The organism is Bradyrhizobium sp. PSBB068, from assembly GCA_016839165.1.
GTDB lineage: Bacteria > Pseudomonadota > Alphaproteobacteria > Rhizobiales > Xanthobacteraceae > Bradyrhizobium.
Genome location: CP069300.1, coordinates 979201 through 993531, shown reverse-complemented (window position 1 = coordinate 993531; position 14331 = coordinate 979201). Strand labels below are relative to the sequence as shown.

14 protein-coding genes are annotated in these 14331 nt (G+C 67.1%); 5 read left to right on the top strand and 9 right to left on the bottom strand.

The window, feature by feature from the left end; all coding sequences use genetic code 11:
- Nucleotides 1-222 precede the first annotated feature (222 nt).
- The gene (gene mutL, locus JQ507_04715; protein QRI70836.1) at nucleotides 223-2040 is read left to right on the top strand and encodes a DNA mismatch repair endonuclease MutL; all 1818 of its coding nucleotides are present in this window, start codon (nucleotides 223-225) and stop codon (nucleotides 2038-2040) included.
- Nucleotides 2041-2136: 96 nt separating this feature from the next.
- Here the strand turns inward: mutL and JQ507_04710 are convergent, their stop codons facing one another.
- From JQ507_04710 to JQ507_04700, 3 genes are all read right to left on the bottom strand, one after another.
- Nucleotides 2137-2709 carry a hypothetical protein gene (locus tag JQ507_04710; protein QRI70835.1) on the bottom strand — a complete coding sequence of 191 codons (573 nt, stop codon included), beginning with the start codon at nucleotides 2707-2709 and terminating at the stop codon, nucleotides 2137-2139.
- Between the two features lie 130 nt (nucleotides 2710-2839).
- Entirely contained in the window at nucleotides 2840-3397 is a 558-nt protein-coding gene (gene rsmD / locus JQ507_04705; protein ID QRI70834.1) for a 16S rRNA (guanine(966)-N(2))-methyltransferase RsmD, read from the bottom strand.
- 6 nt (nucleotides 3398-3403) lie between these two features.
- Nucleotides 3404-5482, bottom strand: coding sequence for a pseudouridine synthase (locus tag JQ507_04700; GenBank protein ID QRI70833.1), 2079 nt, complete (start codon nucleotides 5480-5482; stop codon nucleotides 3404-3406).
- A 131-nt stretch (nucleotides 5483-5613) separates the two neighbouring features.
- Here JQ507_04700 and JQ507_04695 point away from each other — a divergent pair, with 131 nt between their 5' ends.
- A complete protein-coding gene (locus JQ507_04695) occupies nucleotides 5614-6072 on the top strand; it encodes a nucleoside deaminase (GenBank protein ID QRI70832.1) in 459 nt (152 codons plus the stop codon).
- 121 nt (nucleotides 6073-6193) lie between these two features.
- Here the strand turns inward: JQ507_04695 and JQ507_04690 are convergent, their stop codons facing one another.
- Entirely contained in the window at nucleotides 6194-7099 is a 906-nt protein-coding gene (locus JQ507_04690; protein QRI70831.1) for an alpha/beta hydrolase, read from the bottom strand.
- 121 nt (nucleotides 7100-7220) lie between these two features.
- Here JQ507_04690 and JQ507_04685 point away from each other — a divergent pair, with 121 nt between their 5' ends.
- Nucleotides 7221-8453, top strand: coding sequence for an acyl-CoA dehydrogenase family protein (locus JQ507_04685; GenBank protein QRI70830.1), 1233 nt, complete (start codon nucleotides 7221-7223; stop codon nucleotides 8451-8453).
- Nucleotides 8454-8549: 96 nt separating this feature from the next.
- Here JQ507_04685 and purD read toward each other — a convergent pair whose 3' ends face one another.
- The 4 genes from purD to JQ507_04665 form a co-directional block, all read right to left on the bottom strand.
- Nucleotides 8550-9827, bottom strand: coding sequence for a phosphoribosylamine--glycine ligase (purD, locus tag JQ507_04680; protein ID QRI70829.1), 1278 nt, complete (start codon nucleotides 9825-9827; stop codon nucleotides 8550-8552).
- Between the two features lie 98 nt (nucleotides 9828-9925).
- The gene (locus JQ507_04675; protein QRI70828.1) at nucleotides 9926-10225 is read right to left on the bottom strand and encodes a transcriptional regulator; all 300 of its coding nucleotides are present in this window, start codon (nucleotides 10223-10225) and stop codon (nucleotides 9926-9928) included.
- 4 nt (nucleotides 10226-10229) lie between these two features.
- Nucleotides 10230-10781: a hypothetical protein gene (locus JQ507_04670; GenBank protein ID QRI70827.1), complete on the bottom strand. Its 552-nt coding sequence runs from the start codon at nucleotides 10779-10781 to the stop codon at nucleotides 10230-10232.
- Nucleotides 10778-11320: a DUF2306 domain-containing protein gene (locus JQ507_04665; protein ID QRI70826.1), complete on the bottom strand. Its 543-nt coding sequence runs from the start codon at nucleotides 11318-11320 to the stop codon at nucleotides 10778-10780. Before JQ507_04665 ends, JQ507_04670 begins: the two co-directional genes overlap by 4 nt.
- A gap of 139 nt (nucleotides 11321-11459) precedes the next feature.
- Here JQ507_04665 and JQ507_04660 point away from each other — a divergent pair, with 139 nt between their 5' ends.
- Complete coding sequence (locus tag JQ507_04660; GenBank protein QRI70825.1) at nucleotides 11460-13082, top strand: exodeoxyribonuclease VII large subunit; 1623 nt, start codon at nucleotides 11460-11462, stop codon at nucleotides 13080-13082.
- Here JQ507_04660 and JQ507_04655 read toward each other — a convergent pair.
- Nucleotides 13079-13909 carry a dienelactone hydrolase family protein gene (locus JQ507_04655; GenBank protein ID QRI70824.1) on the bottom strand — a complete coding sequence of 277 codons (831 nt, stop codon included), beginning with the start codon at nucleotides 13907-13909 and terminating at the stop codon, nucleotides 13079-13081. The genes JQ507_04660 and JQ507_04655 overlap by 4 nt on opposite strands.
- Nucleotides 13910-14095: 186 nt before the next feature.
- Here JQ507_04655 and JQ507_04650 point away from each other — a divergent pair, with 186 nt between their 5' ends.
- Nucleotides 14096-14323 carry a DUF2093 domain-containing protein gene (locus JQ507_04650; GenBank protein ID QRI70823.1) on the top strand — a complete coding sequence of 76 codons (228 nt, stop codon included), beginning with the start codon at nucleotides 14096-14098 and terminating at the stop codon, nucleotides 14321-14323.
- The last annotated feature ends 8 nt before the right edge of the window (nucleotides 14324-14331 follow it).

The window sequence follows — 14331 nt, the reverse complement described above, 5'->3', positions numbered from 1 at the left end:
CCGATCGGATTATAATTTTTCTAAACGATATACCCGCCCGTGGGACCCCACAATCGCCACGTAGGGCGTAGCCGATGCACACGCGAAGGTGAGCGTCTTCAAGGCGATAGGCCGGCTCCATCCCCAGTAAAAGGCAGCCATTCGCGGACCGCCCCATGCATTTGGCCGGCCAGCCGACTAGAATGCCGCCGAACCTCGAATCCGTGTCCGATCGCGCAATTCATGCCCGTCCGCCAGCTTCCCGAACAGCTCGTCAACCGCATCGCCGCCGGCGAAGTGGTCGAACGCCCTGCGAGCGTGGTCAAGGAGCTGGTCGAGAACGCGATCGACGCCGGCGCGAGCCGGATCGACGTGTTCACCGATGGCGGCGGGCGGCGGCGGATCGGCATCACCGACGACGGCGGCGGCATGACCCGCTCAGACCTCGCGCTCGCGGTCGACCGCCACGCCACCTCCAAGCTCGACGACGAAGACCTGTTGCGCATCCGCACACTCGGGTTCCGCGGCGAGGCGCTGCCCTCGATCGGCGCCGTGGCCAAGCTCGGCATCACGACGCGCCACGCCAGCGAGCCGCACGCCTGGTCGCTGTCGGTCGAAGGCGGCGAGAAATCGGAGATCATGCCGGCCGCGCTCGGCCAGGGCACCCGCGTCGAGGTCAACGAGCTGTTTTATGCGACGCCGGCGCGGCTGAAATTCCTCAAGACCGACCGCACCGAGGCGGAGGCGATCCGCGAAGTGGTGCGGCGGCTCGGCATGGCGCGCCCCGACATCGCCTTCACGCTGGCCGGCGAAGAGCGCGCGCCGGTGACCTGGGCGGCCGCCCTGCCCGGTGCGGCCGGCCGGCTGACCCGGCTCGGCGATATCCTCGGCGCGGATTTCCGCGCCAGCGCGATCGAGGTGCGATCCGAGCGCGAAGGCGTCGTGGTCGAGGGCTTTGCCGCCGCCCCGTCGTTGACCCGCGCCAACGCGCTCGGGCAATATCTGTTCGTCAACGGCCGTCCGGTGCGCGACAAGCTGATCCTCGGCGCAGTGCGCGCGGCCTATTCCGACTATCTGCCGCGCGACCGCCATCCCGTCGTGGCGCTGTTCGTGAGCTGCGACCCGCAAGAGGTCGACGCCAACGTGCATCCGGCCAAGACCGAGGTGCGCTTCCGCAACGCCGGCCTGGTGCGCGCGCTGATCGTGCATGCGCTGAAGGACGGTCTTGCGCGCGAAGGCCGGCGCACCGCGGCCAACACCGCCGACGGCGCAACGTTGCAGGCGTTCCGCCCTGCGTTCACGCCACCGCGTCCAGGCAATTGGGACTGGCGCAGCTCGCCGTCCTATCCGGCTGGTCCGATGCGCGGCTTCGAGAGCGCTGCGGCGACGGCCTTCACCGAGCCCGGACAGGCCGCCTTCGACGTCGGCGCGCCGACCGCCGATGTCCGCTTCGAGGCGGCGCCAGCTCCCGATCTGCTCGACCGCCCGCTGGGGGCCGCGCGCACCCAGATCCACGAGACCTATATCGTCTCGCAGACCCGCGACGGCCTCATCGTGGTCGACCAGCACGCGGCGCATGAACGCATCGTCTATGAGAGACTGAAAGCCTCGCTAGCGAAGAACGGCGTGCAGCGGCAGATCCTGCTGATCCCCGAGATCGTCGAACTCGACGAGGCCACCGTCGAGAAGCTGCACGATCGTGCCGAGGAGCTGGCCTCGTTCGGGCTTGCGATCGACTCCTTCGGTCCCGGCGCCATCGCCGTGCGCGAGACGCCCTCGCTGCTCGGCAAGACCAACGCGGCCGGCCTGTTGCGCGACCTCGCCGAACACATGGCCGAGTGGGACGAGGCGCTGCCGCTGGAGCGCCGCCTGATGCATGTCGCCGCCACCATGGCCTGCCACGGCTCGGTCCGCGCCGGGCGACGCCTCAAGCCGGAAGAGATGAACGCGCTGCTGCGCGAGATGGAAGACACGCCGAACTCCGGCCAGTGCAACCACGGCCGACCGACCTATGTCGAATTGAAGCTCAGCGACATCGAGAAGCTGTTCGGGCGGCGGTAGGTCTCGCAGCATGCGGTAGGATGGGTAGAGCGCAGCGAAACCCATCAACTTTCGTCCGCGTGACACGATGATGGGTTTCGCTGCGCTCTACCCATCCTACGAATTCACTTGCCGCGCGAACACCTCCAGCGCGGTGCGCAGCTGCGCGATCCATTCGTCGCCGTGCTCGAACCCGCCTGCCGCGATCCGCTCGCAGACCTGATCGAAACCTTGATCGTCGGATGAAGTCCGATCCCCGGCCAATTGCCGCGCGATCGCGACATAGCCGTCCGTCAGCAGCACCAGGCCGGGCGCGCTCGCGGCGAGATAGTTCCGGCGCGCGCCGCGAAAGATGTCGATCGCCTCGTCATAGCGGCCAAGCGCCAGATCGAAGGCGCCCACCAGCCAGGCGCCCGTTCCGAGCCGCGCCGGCCCGAGCTCCAGCTCCTGCACAAGATCCAACGAGCGCTCGGCAAGGTCACGCGCCGCCAGCAGATGATTTGGATCGATCGGTTTGTCCGAAACGCCCCAGCCCGGCCAGCAATCGGCCGCGGCGTTGAACGTCATCCGCTGAATCATTCCGAGCGCTTCGCGCGCGTCGGCGTCGAGCGCGCCGCGGCGGCGCCCGATCTGGTCGGCGGCGTCGCGCGCCGCCGCAAGCAGCGCCGCGTCATCGCCGCCGCCGCGCAACGCCTTGACGCGCGCCTCCAGCTGACCTGCGAGCCCGGCGAGAGTGTCGGCCATGGTTCACGCTCCGAAAGCGACGATCGGTCCGTCGTCCACGCTGGCGCAGCATAGGGTCGATGGAGGCCGCTACGCCCTACACTTTTTCGCGAAGGAAGACGAATTCCGTGTCGTCATAGGCCCGCCGCTCGAGCTCCTCGAAACCGTCGGGCACGGCGAACGAAGCGGCCTTGGCCTCCTCCACCACGAGCAGCGCGCCCGGCGTGAGCCAGCTGCCGTCGCGCAGCGAGGCCAGCGCCTTGTCGGCGAGGCCCTTGCCATAAGGCGGATCGAGAAACACCAGCGAGAACGGCTCGACCGGATGCGCCGGCCCGAGATCGGTGGCATCGCGGCGATAGACCTTGGTGGTGCCGCCGAGGCCGAGCGACTCGACATTGTTGCGCAACAGCGCCCGCGCCTCCGCGCCATTGTCGACGAACAGCGTGAACCTGGCGCCGCGGGACGCGGCCTCGATGCCGAGCGCGCCGGTTCCGGCAAACAGATCGAGCACGCGAGCATCCTCGATCGGGTTGTCGTAGGCGTGCACGAGGATGTTGAACACGGACTCGCGCAGGCGGTCCGCGGTCGGCCTGATCTCGCGCCCCGATGGCGACGCGAGGTTGCGACCCTTCAGCCTGCCCCCGACGACACGCATCGACCGCTACTCGTCCTGCGGCTTGAGATCGCGCTTGCCGTGATAGCCGCGCTTGGGGCGGCGCGGCGGGCCGTAGCCGTTGGCCTCGTCCTCGTTGCGGGCACGGGCTTCCTCGCTGCCGGTGCGCTGCACCAGCACGCGGCGGCCCTTGCGATCGTTGATCGTCTCGCGCTTGCTCGGCTTCGGTTTCCTGGCTGGCGCCTCGTCGTCGCCGGCGTCACGCTGCTCCGGCCGCGTGAAGTCGGCGCCGGCGATCTTGGCGATCTTCTCGCCGAGCTGCTCACGCAGCACCCGCGTCTTGACCTCCTCGACCTTGCCCTCCTCGAGCTCGGCGAGCTGGAACGGGCCGTAGGAGATCCGGATCAGCCGGTTCACCTCGAGCCCGAGATGCGCCATCACGTTGCGCACCTCCCGGTTCTTGCCTTCGCGGATCGCGAACACCACCCAGACGTTGGAACTCTGATCGCGCTCCAGCGTCGCATCGATCGGCCCATATTTGACGCCCTCGACCTCGACGCCGTCCTTGAGCTGGTCGAGCTGGGCCTGCGTCACCTCACCATGGGCGCGCACGCGATAGCGGCGCAGCCATCCGGTGTCGGGATGCTCCAGCGTCCGCGCCAGCCCGCCGTCATTGGTCAGCAACAGCAGACCCTCGGTGTTGAAATCGAGCCGGCCGATCGAGATCAGCCGCGGCAGGCCCTCGGGCAGATTGTCGAACACCGTCGGCCGCCCCTCGGGATCGGCATGCGTCGTCATCAGCCCGCGCGGCTTGTGATACATGAACAGCCGCGTCCGCTCGCGCGGCGGCAACGGCTTGCCGTCCACCGCCACGACGTCGCTGTCGGTGATATCGAGCGCCGGCGAGTTGATTACGCGTCCGTTGACGGTGACGCGCCCCTGGGTGACGATCTCCTCGGCATCGCGGCGCGAGGCGAGACCGGCGCGCGCCAGCACCTTGGCGATGCGTTCGCCGGACTTCTTCGGCTTCGGCTCGGGACGCTCGCGGCGGTCGTCATAAGAGCGTTCGCGATAAGCGCCGCGGCCGCCGAAGGCCGGGCGCTTCGCGAAAACCTTGCTGTCGTCCTCATTGTCGCGGCGCGGACGATCGCCGAAGCGGCCCTCGCTGCGCGGATGCTCCTGCCAATCCCTGCGCCCTTCCGGCCGCTCGCGCCGGCGGTCGCCGCCTTCATCATTATCCTTCCAGCGCGGCCGGCTGAACTTCGGCCGATCACCCTGCTCGCGATCGTCGCGCGAACGCGAGAACCGCGGCCGCTCGTCGCCACCGCGATCGTCTCGCGGCTTGTCGAACTTGCGCGGTCCGTCGCGGAACGGGCGCGAACCGCGCTCCGGACGATCGGAGCCGCCTTCTCGCTTCTGCCACGGCTTGGATTCGCCGCGTGGCGGACGATCACCGAAATCCTTGCGCGGACCGCGGTCACGATCTCCGCCGCGATCGCGATCGCCGCCGCGCTTGAACTTGCTGTCCCCACCGAATTTCCGCGCGGGCCGATCGCCATCGCGCGAAGGACGGTCGCCGAACGATCGCTCGCCACGCGGCGTGTAGGGCCGCTTCTCTCCGTCACGGTCGCGCGGCGCGTAGGGCTTGCGGTCGCCGAACTTCCGGTCGGAAGACCGCCCCGCTGGACGCGCGTCATCGCGATCGCGGCGCGGCCCGCGGTCATCGCGGTTGTAGTTCGGGCGATCACCGCGCGGCTTGAACTCACGCTTTTCGCCATCGCCGTCACGGTCAAACCGCGGCCGGTCGCCACGAGGCTTGAAGGTGCGCTTCTCGCCGTCGCCGTCGCGTCCTGGGCGGTCACGGAACGGTCGATCTCCGCGGGGACGGTCGCCGTCGCGGCTGAATCGGGGCTTGTCGTCGAAATCGCGGCGCGGCGCATCGCCGTCTTCGCGGCGACGGTACGGACGCTTCTCGCCATCGCCTTTGCCGGCGAAGTCTTTGCCGCTGAAGCCGCGCTTGGCGAATTTCTTCTCCGGCCCGCGGGCGGCCCCGGAGCGGCCCTTGCCGCCGCCGGGCCGGTCACGCCGGCCGCGGGAATCGTTGTGTTTGTCGCTATCGCGGGGCATGAATGTTCTCGCCTGGGCGTTCAATTGGGGTGCAAGGGCCAACCGGTCGTGCGCGCCCCGTTGGCAGCGCGCTTGACGCAAAACCGGCATCCACTTTTGCTGAAGGCGAAGCTACTAGCAGGTTTCTTCCGATGATACGAGGCATGTCGGCCCCTTCTTTCATGGATTTGGCGCTGAAAACGGCCGAAAATGCCGGAAAATCGGGCGAAGTTCCGATCGGATGCGTGATTGTGCGGGGCTATGAGGTGATCGCCACCGCCGGCAACCGGACATTGACCGATCGCGACCCCACTGCGCATGCCGAAATCCTGGCGATCCGGCAGGCGGCAGAGGCCATCGGCACCGAACGGCTGGTCGATTGCGACCTCTATGTCACCCTCGAACCCTGCACCATGTGCGCCGGCGCGATCTCCTTTGCCCGCATCCGCCGGCTGTATTACGGCGCCGCCGACCCCAAGGGCGGCGCGGTCGAGTCCGGCGTGCGCTTCTTCGCACAACCGACCTGCCACCACGTTCCGGAGGTCTATGGCGCGGTCGGCGAGACCGAGGCGGCGCGGCTGCTGCGCGAGTTCTTCCGGGAGCGGCGGTAGGGGACGCGAAAAGTAGATCTGTCACCCCGTCGTCCTGGCGAAAGCCAGGACGACGCTGAATGTTTGGCGCAGCCTGTGAACCATACACTGACATTTGTCAGGATGACGATGCAGGGTGGAATCACCCCGCCAGGAAGAACTCCCGCAACAGCTTCGCGGTCGCGTCCGGGGCCTCCTCGGGCAGGAAATGCCCTGACGCCACCGGTGCGCCGCTGACATTGGTGGCCCAATTCTTCCAGGTGTCGAGCGGGGTCGTCGCAGCGCTCGCAACCCCGGCATCGCCCCACAGCGCCAGCATCGGGATCGTGATCTTCTTGCCCGCATCGACATCGGCCTTGTCGATTTCAAAGTCGGCATAGGCGCCGGCGCGATAGTCCTCGCACATCGCGTGGATGCGGGCGGGATCGCGGAACGGCGCGAGGTAATGTTCGAGTGCGCGTGGGTCGATCGCCTCCAGCGTCTTGGTCCTGGTCTGGCTCGCCATCTTTTCCTTGAGGAAGAATTCGCCGTTGTTGGAGATCAGCGTCTCCGGCAGCGGATAGGGCTGTGCGAGGAACGACCAGTGGTAGATTTTCAGCGCCGACAGCCGATTGAGCTTCTGCCAATAGTCATAAGTCGGCGCGATATCGAGCACCGCCAGCTTCGACAGCCGGCCGGGATGATCGAGCGCGAGCCGGTATGAGACCCCCCCGCCGCGATCGTGACCGGCCAGCGCGAAGTGCACATGGCCGAGTTGCTCCATCGCCTCGACCATGGTCTTCGCCCAGGCCCGCTTGGTGTAGGGCGTATGATCCTTGTCGCTGGCGGGCATGTCGGACCAGCCGTAGCCCGGCAGGTCGGCGATGATCAGCGTGAACTTGTCGTCAAGCTTCGGCGCAACCGTGTGCCACATCACATGGGTCGAGGAGAAGCCGTGCAGCAGCAGCAACGGCGGGCCCTTGCCGCCGACGCGGGCGAAGATGCGGCCCTGCGAGGTGTTGATCCATTTCGCTTCATAACCGGGAAAAAGATCGGCGAGATCAGGCATCGGTGGCTCCTCCCGGTCGCGTGCGCCGTGCTTCAAACTTTGTTCGGCGTTGCCGCTGGCATGGGCGAGGTTTATGCCATCCTCAAGCCTAGCCAACAACAACATGAAACGAGGAAGTGCCATGTCGATCGACTTCGAGATTCCCGCTGAAGCCAAGGCGATCCGGGAGAAGGTCCGCAAATTCGTGCATGACGAGTGCATTCCGGCGGAAAAGGAACTCGACACCAAGCCGCTTGCCGAGGTGCTGGCGCCGCTCCGCAAGAAGGCCCGCGCGCAGGGCCTGTGGTGCCCGTTCGTGCCGAAGGAGTATGGCGGCATGGGTCTCGGCCCGCTGGCGAACGCGCTGGTGCAGATGGAGCTCGGCGAGAGCATGCTCGGCGCGCTCTCGATGAACACACAGGGGCCGGACGACGCCTCGATGATGACGATCCTGGCGCACGGCACCGAGTACCAGAAGGAGAAATTCCTAAAACCCCTGCTGAACGGCGAGAAGCGGATCTGCTTCTCGATGACCGAGAAGGCCGCCGGCGCCGATGCCACCGGCATGCAGACCACGGCGGTGAAGGACGGCAACGAGAACTACATCCTCAACGGCGAAAAGTGGTTCTCGTCGTCGGCGAGCGTCGCCGACCTCGCGCTTGTCATGGCCAAGACCGATCCGAACGCGCCGCGCCACAAGCAATACTCGACCTTCATCGTCGAGCTGCCCAATCCCGGCTACCGCATCAAGCGCAACGTCGCCAACATGGCGATCGAGGGTCCGCATGACGACGTGATCCATGGCGGCCACTCCGAGATCGAGATCAAGGATCTGAAGGTACCCGCCGACAACCTGCTCGGCGGCGAGGGCAACGGCTTCAACATGGGCCAGCACCGCCTCGCCTACGGCCGGCTGCGCCACGGCATGCACAATGTCGCCAAGGCGCAGCGCGCGCTCGACATGGCGGCAGCGCACGTCACCAAGCGCTCGACCTTCGGCCAGCTCTTGGCCGATCGGCAGGCGGTGCAGTTCATGCTCGCCGATTGCGCCAGCGAGCTCTATATCGGCCGGCTGATGCTGCTGCACATCGCCTACAAAGCCGAGAAGGGCCTCGACATCCGCCAGGAGAACTCGATCGCAAAGATCTTCCACGCCCACATGGTGCACAAGGTGATCGACACCGCGATCCAGCTGCACGGCGCGCTCGGCTTCAGCCAGGATACGCCGCTGGCGAAATGGTACACCCAGGTGCGTTCGCAGCGGCTGGTCGACGGCCCCGACGAGGTGCACAAGTGGAAGATCGGCAAGAACGTCATCAAGGCGTTCCGCGAGCACGGCACCACGGCGAGCGCGGCGGGCGGGGATCTGCTGTAGTTAATCGTCATTGCGAGTGAAGCGAAGCAATCCATCGCGCCCCAAGCGGAGAGGTGGATTGCCTCGTCGCTTCGCTCCTCGCAATGACGCGGTGAGCTAGCCCTGCTCCGCCTCCACCGCCTGCCAGGCGATGTCGCGGCGGCAGAATCCTTCCGGCCATTTGATGCGATCGACGGCCTGATAGGCGCGATCGCGTGCCTCGGTGACGGTCTTGGCCATCGCGCAGACGTTCAGCACGCGGCCTCCGTTGGCAAGGATCGCGCCGTCCTTCGCCACCGTGCCGGCGTGGAAGATTTCGACGCCCTCGACCTTGGCGGCGTCATCGAGGCCGTCGATCCGGGTGCCCTTGATGTAGTCGCCGGGATAGCCCTTGGCCGCCATGACAACCGTCAGCGCCGGGTCCGGGTACCAGCGCAGATCGAAATTCTTCAATTGCCCGTCGATCGAGGCGAGCAGCGCCGGCACGATGTCCGACATCATCCGCAGCATCAGCACCTGGCACTCGGGATCGCCGAAGCGGACGTTGTATTCGAACAGTTTTGGGCCCTGCGCGGTCAGCATCACGCCGGCATAGAGCACGCCCTTGAACGGGATGCCGCGGCGCTTCATCCCGGCGACCGTCGGCAGGACGATCCGCGCCATGATCTGGTCATGGATTTCAGGCGTCACGAACGGCGTCGGCGAATAGGCGCCCATGCCGCCGGTGTTCGGCCCCTTGTCGTGATCGAACACCCGCTTGTGGTCCTGCGCGGTCGCGAGCGGGATCGCGGTCTCGCCGTCGCACAGCGCGAAGAAGCTGATCTCGCGACCGGACAGAAATTCTTCGATCACGACCTCGGCGCCGGCCGCGCCGAACGCGCCCTCGAACATCATCGCAACGGCGGCTTCCGCCTCATGCAGCGTCTGCGCCACCACGACACCCTTGCCGGCGGCGAGCCCGTCGGCCTTGACCACGATCGGCGCGCCCTGGGCGCGGACATAGGCCACGGCGTCCTTCGCATTGTCGAAGCGGCGATAGGCGCCGGTCGGAATATTGAACTCGCTGCAGAGGTCCTTGGTGAAGCCCTTGGAGCCTTCGAGCTGCGCGGCCTGCTGGCTCGGCCCGAACGCCTTGATGCCGACAGCGGCGAGATCGTCGACGATCCCTGCGGCGAGCGGCGTCTCCGGACCGACCACCACCAGATCGACCGCGTTGCGCCGGCAGAACTCGATCACCGCGGCATGGTCGGCGACATCGAGCGCGACGCACTCGGCCTCGCGCGCGATCCCGGCATTGCCAGGCGCGCACCAGAGTTTCGTCACCAGCGGGGATGCGGCGATCTTCCACGCCAGCGCATGTTCGCGGCCGCCGGAACCGAGCAGGAGGATGTTCATCAGGTACAGGCTCAAATGGGTGCGAGAGCTGTGTCGGTCGCACGAATCCCCGCCGGCCTGCAAGGGGCGACGGGGCCGATTCCCCCGTCATTCCAGCCTCACGGCTGCTTGCCCGCGATGATCTCCTGCAGGGTCGCGACATGGCGGGCGAAGGCGCCGCGACCGGCCGCGGTCGCGGTCACCGTGGTCTGCGGCTTCTTGCCGACGAAGGCCTTGTCGACCGCGACATAGCCGGCCCGCGCCAGCGTCTCGATATGGGCGCCGAGATTGCCGTCGGTGGCGCCGGTCAGCTTCTTCAGCCGGGCGAATTCCAGCCCGGTCGAAACCGGCAGCGCATTGAGCGCCGCCATGATCCGCAGCCGCAGCGGCTGGTGGATGATCTCGTCGAGTTCGGCCATCGCGTTAGATCCGGCGCATCCAGAGCCCGCCGAGGATGAGTGCGCCGCCATGCACCACCGCCATCCACAGCAGCAGCGCCGGACCGGCATGGAAGTAGGCGGTCACGATCAAGGCGCTGCTGCCGAGCGCGATCACGATGAAAGCGTAGCCGAACCACAGGCCGGCGAGCGCATAGAACAGCATCGTGAAGAGCGGCCAGAACACCAGCATCTGGCGCGGCCCGAAATGACCCAACACTGCCGAGTAGAAAATGCCGAATGCGATGAACAGCAGGAACGCCACCAGCAATCGGAGCGCGAAGGCGCCCGCCCCCGGACCGACACCGCTGAACGCGGCAATAGCGATCGAGCCCGCGATTCCGATGAGGTCGACGACGGCCCAGATCGTATGGCCCTGTGGCGGCCATGTGTAATTGGCGATGTAGCCTGCGAATACCAACACGCCCCACATGATGATGATCAGACTGGCGGTCTGATAGATTCGCGACTGGCGGACGCGATGCACGACGTCGTTGATGTCGTTCAGCGCCGCGCTGGCCTGCTGGCTGTCGATCAAGACGGCACCCCACTCTGCTCGGCGAATCGAGCGGAAACCGGCGGGGTTTCCGGCGGCGGCCGATATTTTCCGATCAGGACATAGGCGAGCGTCATGATCACGATCGACAGGGCCAATGCGGTCAGCCCAATCTGTCCGCGCGTCGTCAGCGGCAGCACGCGCACTGCGATTTCGGTGGCCGCGGCCGACATCAGCGATACGTAGGACCACGAGATGAAATAATAGTGCTTCAATCGCCAGTTCGCCGGCCGCGGGCTGCGCAGCAGCGGAACAATCGCCGCCACGATGCAGGCGAAGTTCACGATCGCTCCGAGGTGGAACAGGTTGAAGGCGCCGGTGAACCGGTAGACCAGCATCGCGGTCCCGTCGCCGACCAGCATGGCATAGACGTAGAAATAGCCACGCGCCCGGTGGCCCGCGCCGCGCTTCGGCCGCAGGAACTGGATCAGCCCGACAGCAATGCACAGCATCGCCACGACGGCATGGACCGCGCCGGCCGCGGAATGGACCAAACCTGCCAACGTCACCTGTGGGAGCATCGGTCAACCTCCGAGCAGCTCGCCCTTGATAGAGAACTCTATATCACAGAGTATATGCACAAGCAAGCCCGCGGTTGGCGATGGCGGACAAAAGTCCCTACGTTGCGGTGAAGCTCACAAACAGCCGAATCACCTGCAAATGACCGCTGCCGCGCCTAGCCTCGTCAACGCGCCCGAATTCACCGTCTCGGAACTCTCCTCCGCCCTGAAGCGGACGGTGGAGGACCGGTTCGGCCATGTCCGCGTCCGCGGCGAGATCTCCGGCTTCCGCGGACCGCACTCCTCCGGCCATTGCTATTTCGCCCTGAAGGACGAGAGCGCCAAGATCGAGGCGGTGATCTGGAAGTTCGCCCACGCAAGGATGCGCTTCAAGCCGCAGGAAGGGCTCGAGGTCATCGCCACCGGTAAGCTGACCACCTATCCGAACTCCTCGAAATACCAGATCGTCATCGACTCGCTGGAGCCGGCCGGCGTCGGCGCGCTGATGGCGCTGATGGAGGAGCGCAAGAAGAAGCTCGCGGCCGAAGGCCTGTTCGACGAGGCGCGCAAGCAGCTGTTGCCCTGGCTGCCGGAGGTGATCGGCGTCGTCACCTCTCCGACCGGCGCCGTGATCCGCGACATCCTGCATCGCCTCGAGGACCGCTTTCCCCGCCGGGTGCTGGTGTGGCCGGTCAAGGTGCAGGGCGACGGCTCGGCCGAACAGGTCGCGGCCGCGATCCGCGGCTTCAATGCGCTGCCGGCGGGCGGCCGGATTCCGCGGCCTGACCTGTTGATCGTCGCGCGCGGCGGCGGCTCGCTGGAGGACCTCTGGTCGTTCAACGAAGAGATCGTGGTCCGCGCCGCGGCCGACAGCCACATCCCGCTGATCTCGGCGGTGGGCCACGAGACCGACATCACGCTGATCGATTTCGTCGCCGACAAGCGCGCGCCGACGCCGACCGCCGCCGCCGAAATGGCGGTGCCGGTGCGCAGCGAACTGTTCGTCGAGATTGCCGCGCTGGCCCGCCGCACCATGGTGTGCTGGCAGCGCGGCCAGGAGGCCCGCCGCACCGAGCTGCGCGCCGCAGCGCGTGCGCTGCCGGCGGCAAATGAACTGCTCGCGATCCCGCGGCAGCGGCTCGACCATCTCGCAGCCGGGCTGCCGCGCGGGCTGAAGGCCAACACGCATGCGCATTTCCGCCGCTTTGCCGCGTCGAGCTCGCGGCTCACCATCGGCGTGCTGCGCGGCCAGGTCGCGCATGCGCGGCAGCGGCTCACCGCATCCGGCGAGCGCATCACGCTGTCGGCGCGCGCGCTGCTGCATCGCCGGCGCGAGCGCTTCAGCGGGCTCGAAATCCGGCTCAAAGCCTCGAAGCTCGCCAATGCCAAGGCGCAGCGCACCGCGATCGCGCGCGATCTGGAGCGCACCCACCGCCTCGCCGAGCGCGCCCGCCGCGCGCTGCTGACGACGCTGCAGCGGCTGGAGGCACGCGTCGCCCACCGCGGACAATTGCTGTCGGCGCTGTCCTATCGCGGCGTGCTGGCGCGCGGCTTCGCGCTGGTGCGCGACGCGCACGGACACGCACTGCATTCCGCGGCGGCGGTCGGCCCCAACGCCAGCCTGTCGATCGAATTCGCCGATGGCCGCGTCGCCGCCACCACCAATGCCGATCAGCCCGCGGCAACGGCAACGCCCGAGAGCCAGCCGAAGCCTCAGCGCGAGGCGAAACCGGCGGCGCCGAAGCGCGCCGTCAAGCCGGAAGACCAAGGGAGTTTATTCTAGCGCGACAGCCACTCGGCGACCTGCTTCTGCGCATCCTTGCGCGCGTCCGCATCGGTGCCGATGTGTCCACGCTCCGCCATATCGGCATCGGAGGCCGCGACCGCATGCAGCGGCAGATTGGCCCGGTCGAAATCGTGATACGCCTCGGGATAGATCACGATCCGCGCCAGCGCGCTGCGGCCGCGCGCGCCGTCGATCATCTGGTGGCAGGCCGATGACGACGTCACATCGTCGCGGGCACCGATCAGAACCAGCGTCGGCACCCGCGCGCTCCAGCCGAGGCCGAACGAGGTGCGGCAGTCCGGATAGAACGCGACTGCCGAGCGGAAGTCCGGCTCGGCGTTGCGCGACCACAGCTGCGGCCGGACCGCCCACAGCAGAGCAGCCGCGCCATTGCCCCAGCCGATCAGGCTGATGCGGTTCTTCGCCACCCATTTCTGCTGCACCAGCCACTGCCGCGCGGCATTGATGTCGGCGACCCGCGCCCGGCGGTTCTGGACCTGATGCTCCCTGATGCGGCACTGCGGCCCGAGCTCGCGCGAGCGGTAGCTGTCCGGCAGCAGCACCGCATGGCCCGATGTGAGCAACTGCTCGGCCCAGTCGCGATAGCGCGGTGCGACCGGCTCGGAATGGCCGGCGAGACCGCCGCAGCCATGCAGCGCAATCACCGTCGGGAACGGGCCGTCACCATCGGGCCGGTAGAGCTGCGCATGCAGTGTGATATTGCCTTCGGCAATCTCGACCTGGCGTGGGGCCGGAAGCGGCGCCGCAGCCGCGGCCGGCAGGGCAAGCATCGCGAGGCAGATGAGAACTGACTTGAGGCGCATCCGATCCGGCCGGCTCGTTATGGCGCTGCCAACACAGCGGACCACATCGGCAACGGTACCACGCGCTTTCGCCGCCAAATCATCACAAGTCGGTGGTTTAACGGGCGGACATGACACCCTATCTGTGATAGACGGATTCATGAACATTTGGAGTGCCTCATCGGAGGCAAGGCGGAGAGCTCAAACGTGCTGAACAAGTTCGGTCCCTCGGGCCATGGCGAAGCGCAGGTGCAATATCTCGATGGCGATTTCCGCGTGATCTCGCCCGGCACCTTTGTGCGTTGTGCCATCACCGACGTCCGGATCCCGCTCGACGAGCTGAAGTACTGGAGCGTCGACCTGCAGGAGGCCTACGCCACGCCGACCGCCGTGCTGCAGCGCCACCATCCCGGCGTGCTCAAGCCGCAGGCCTGAGCCCGAGG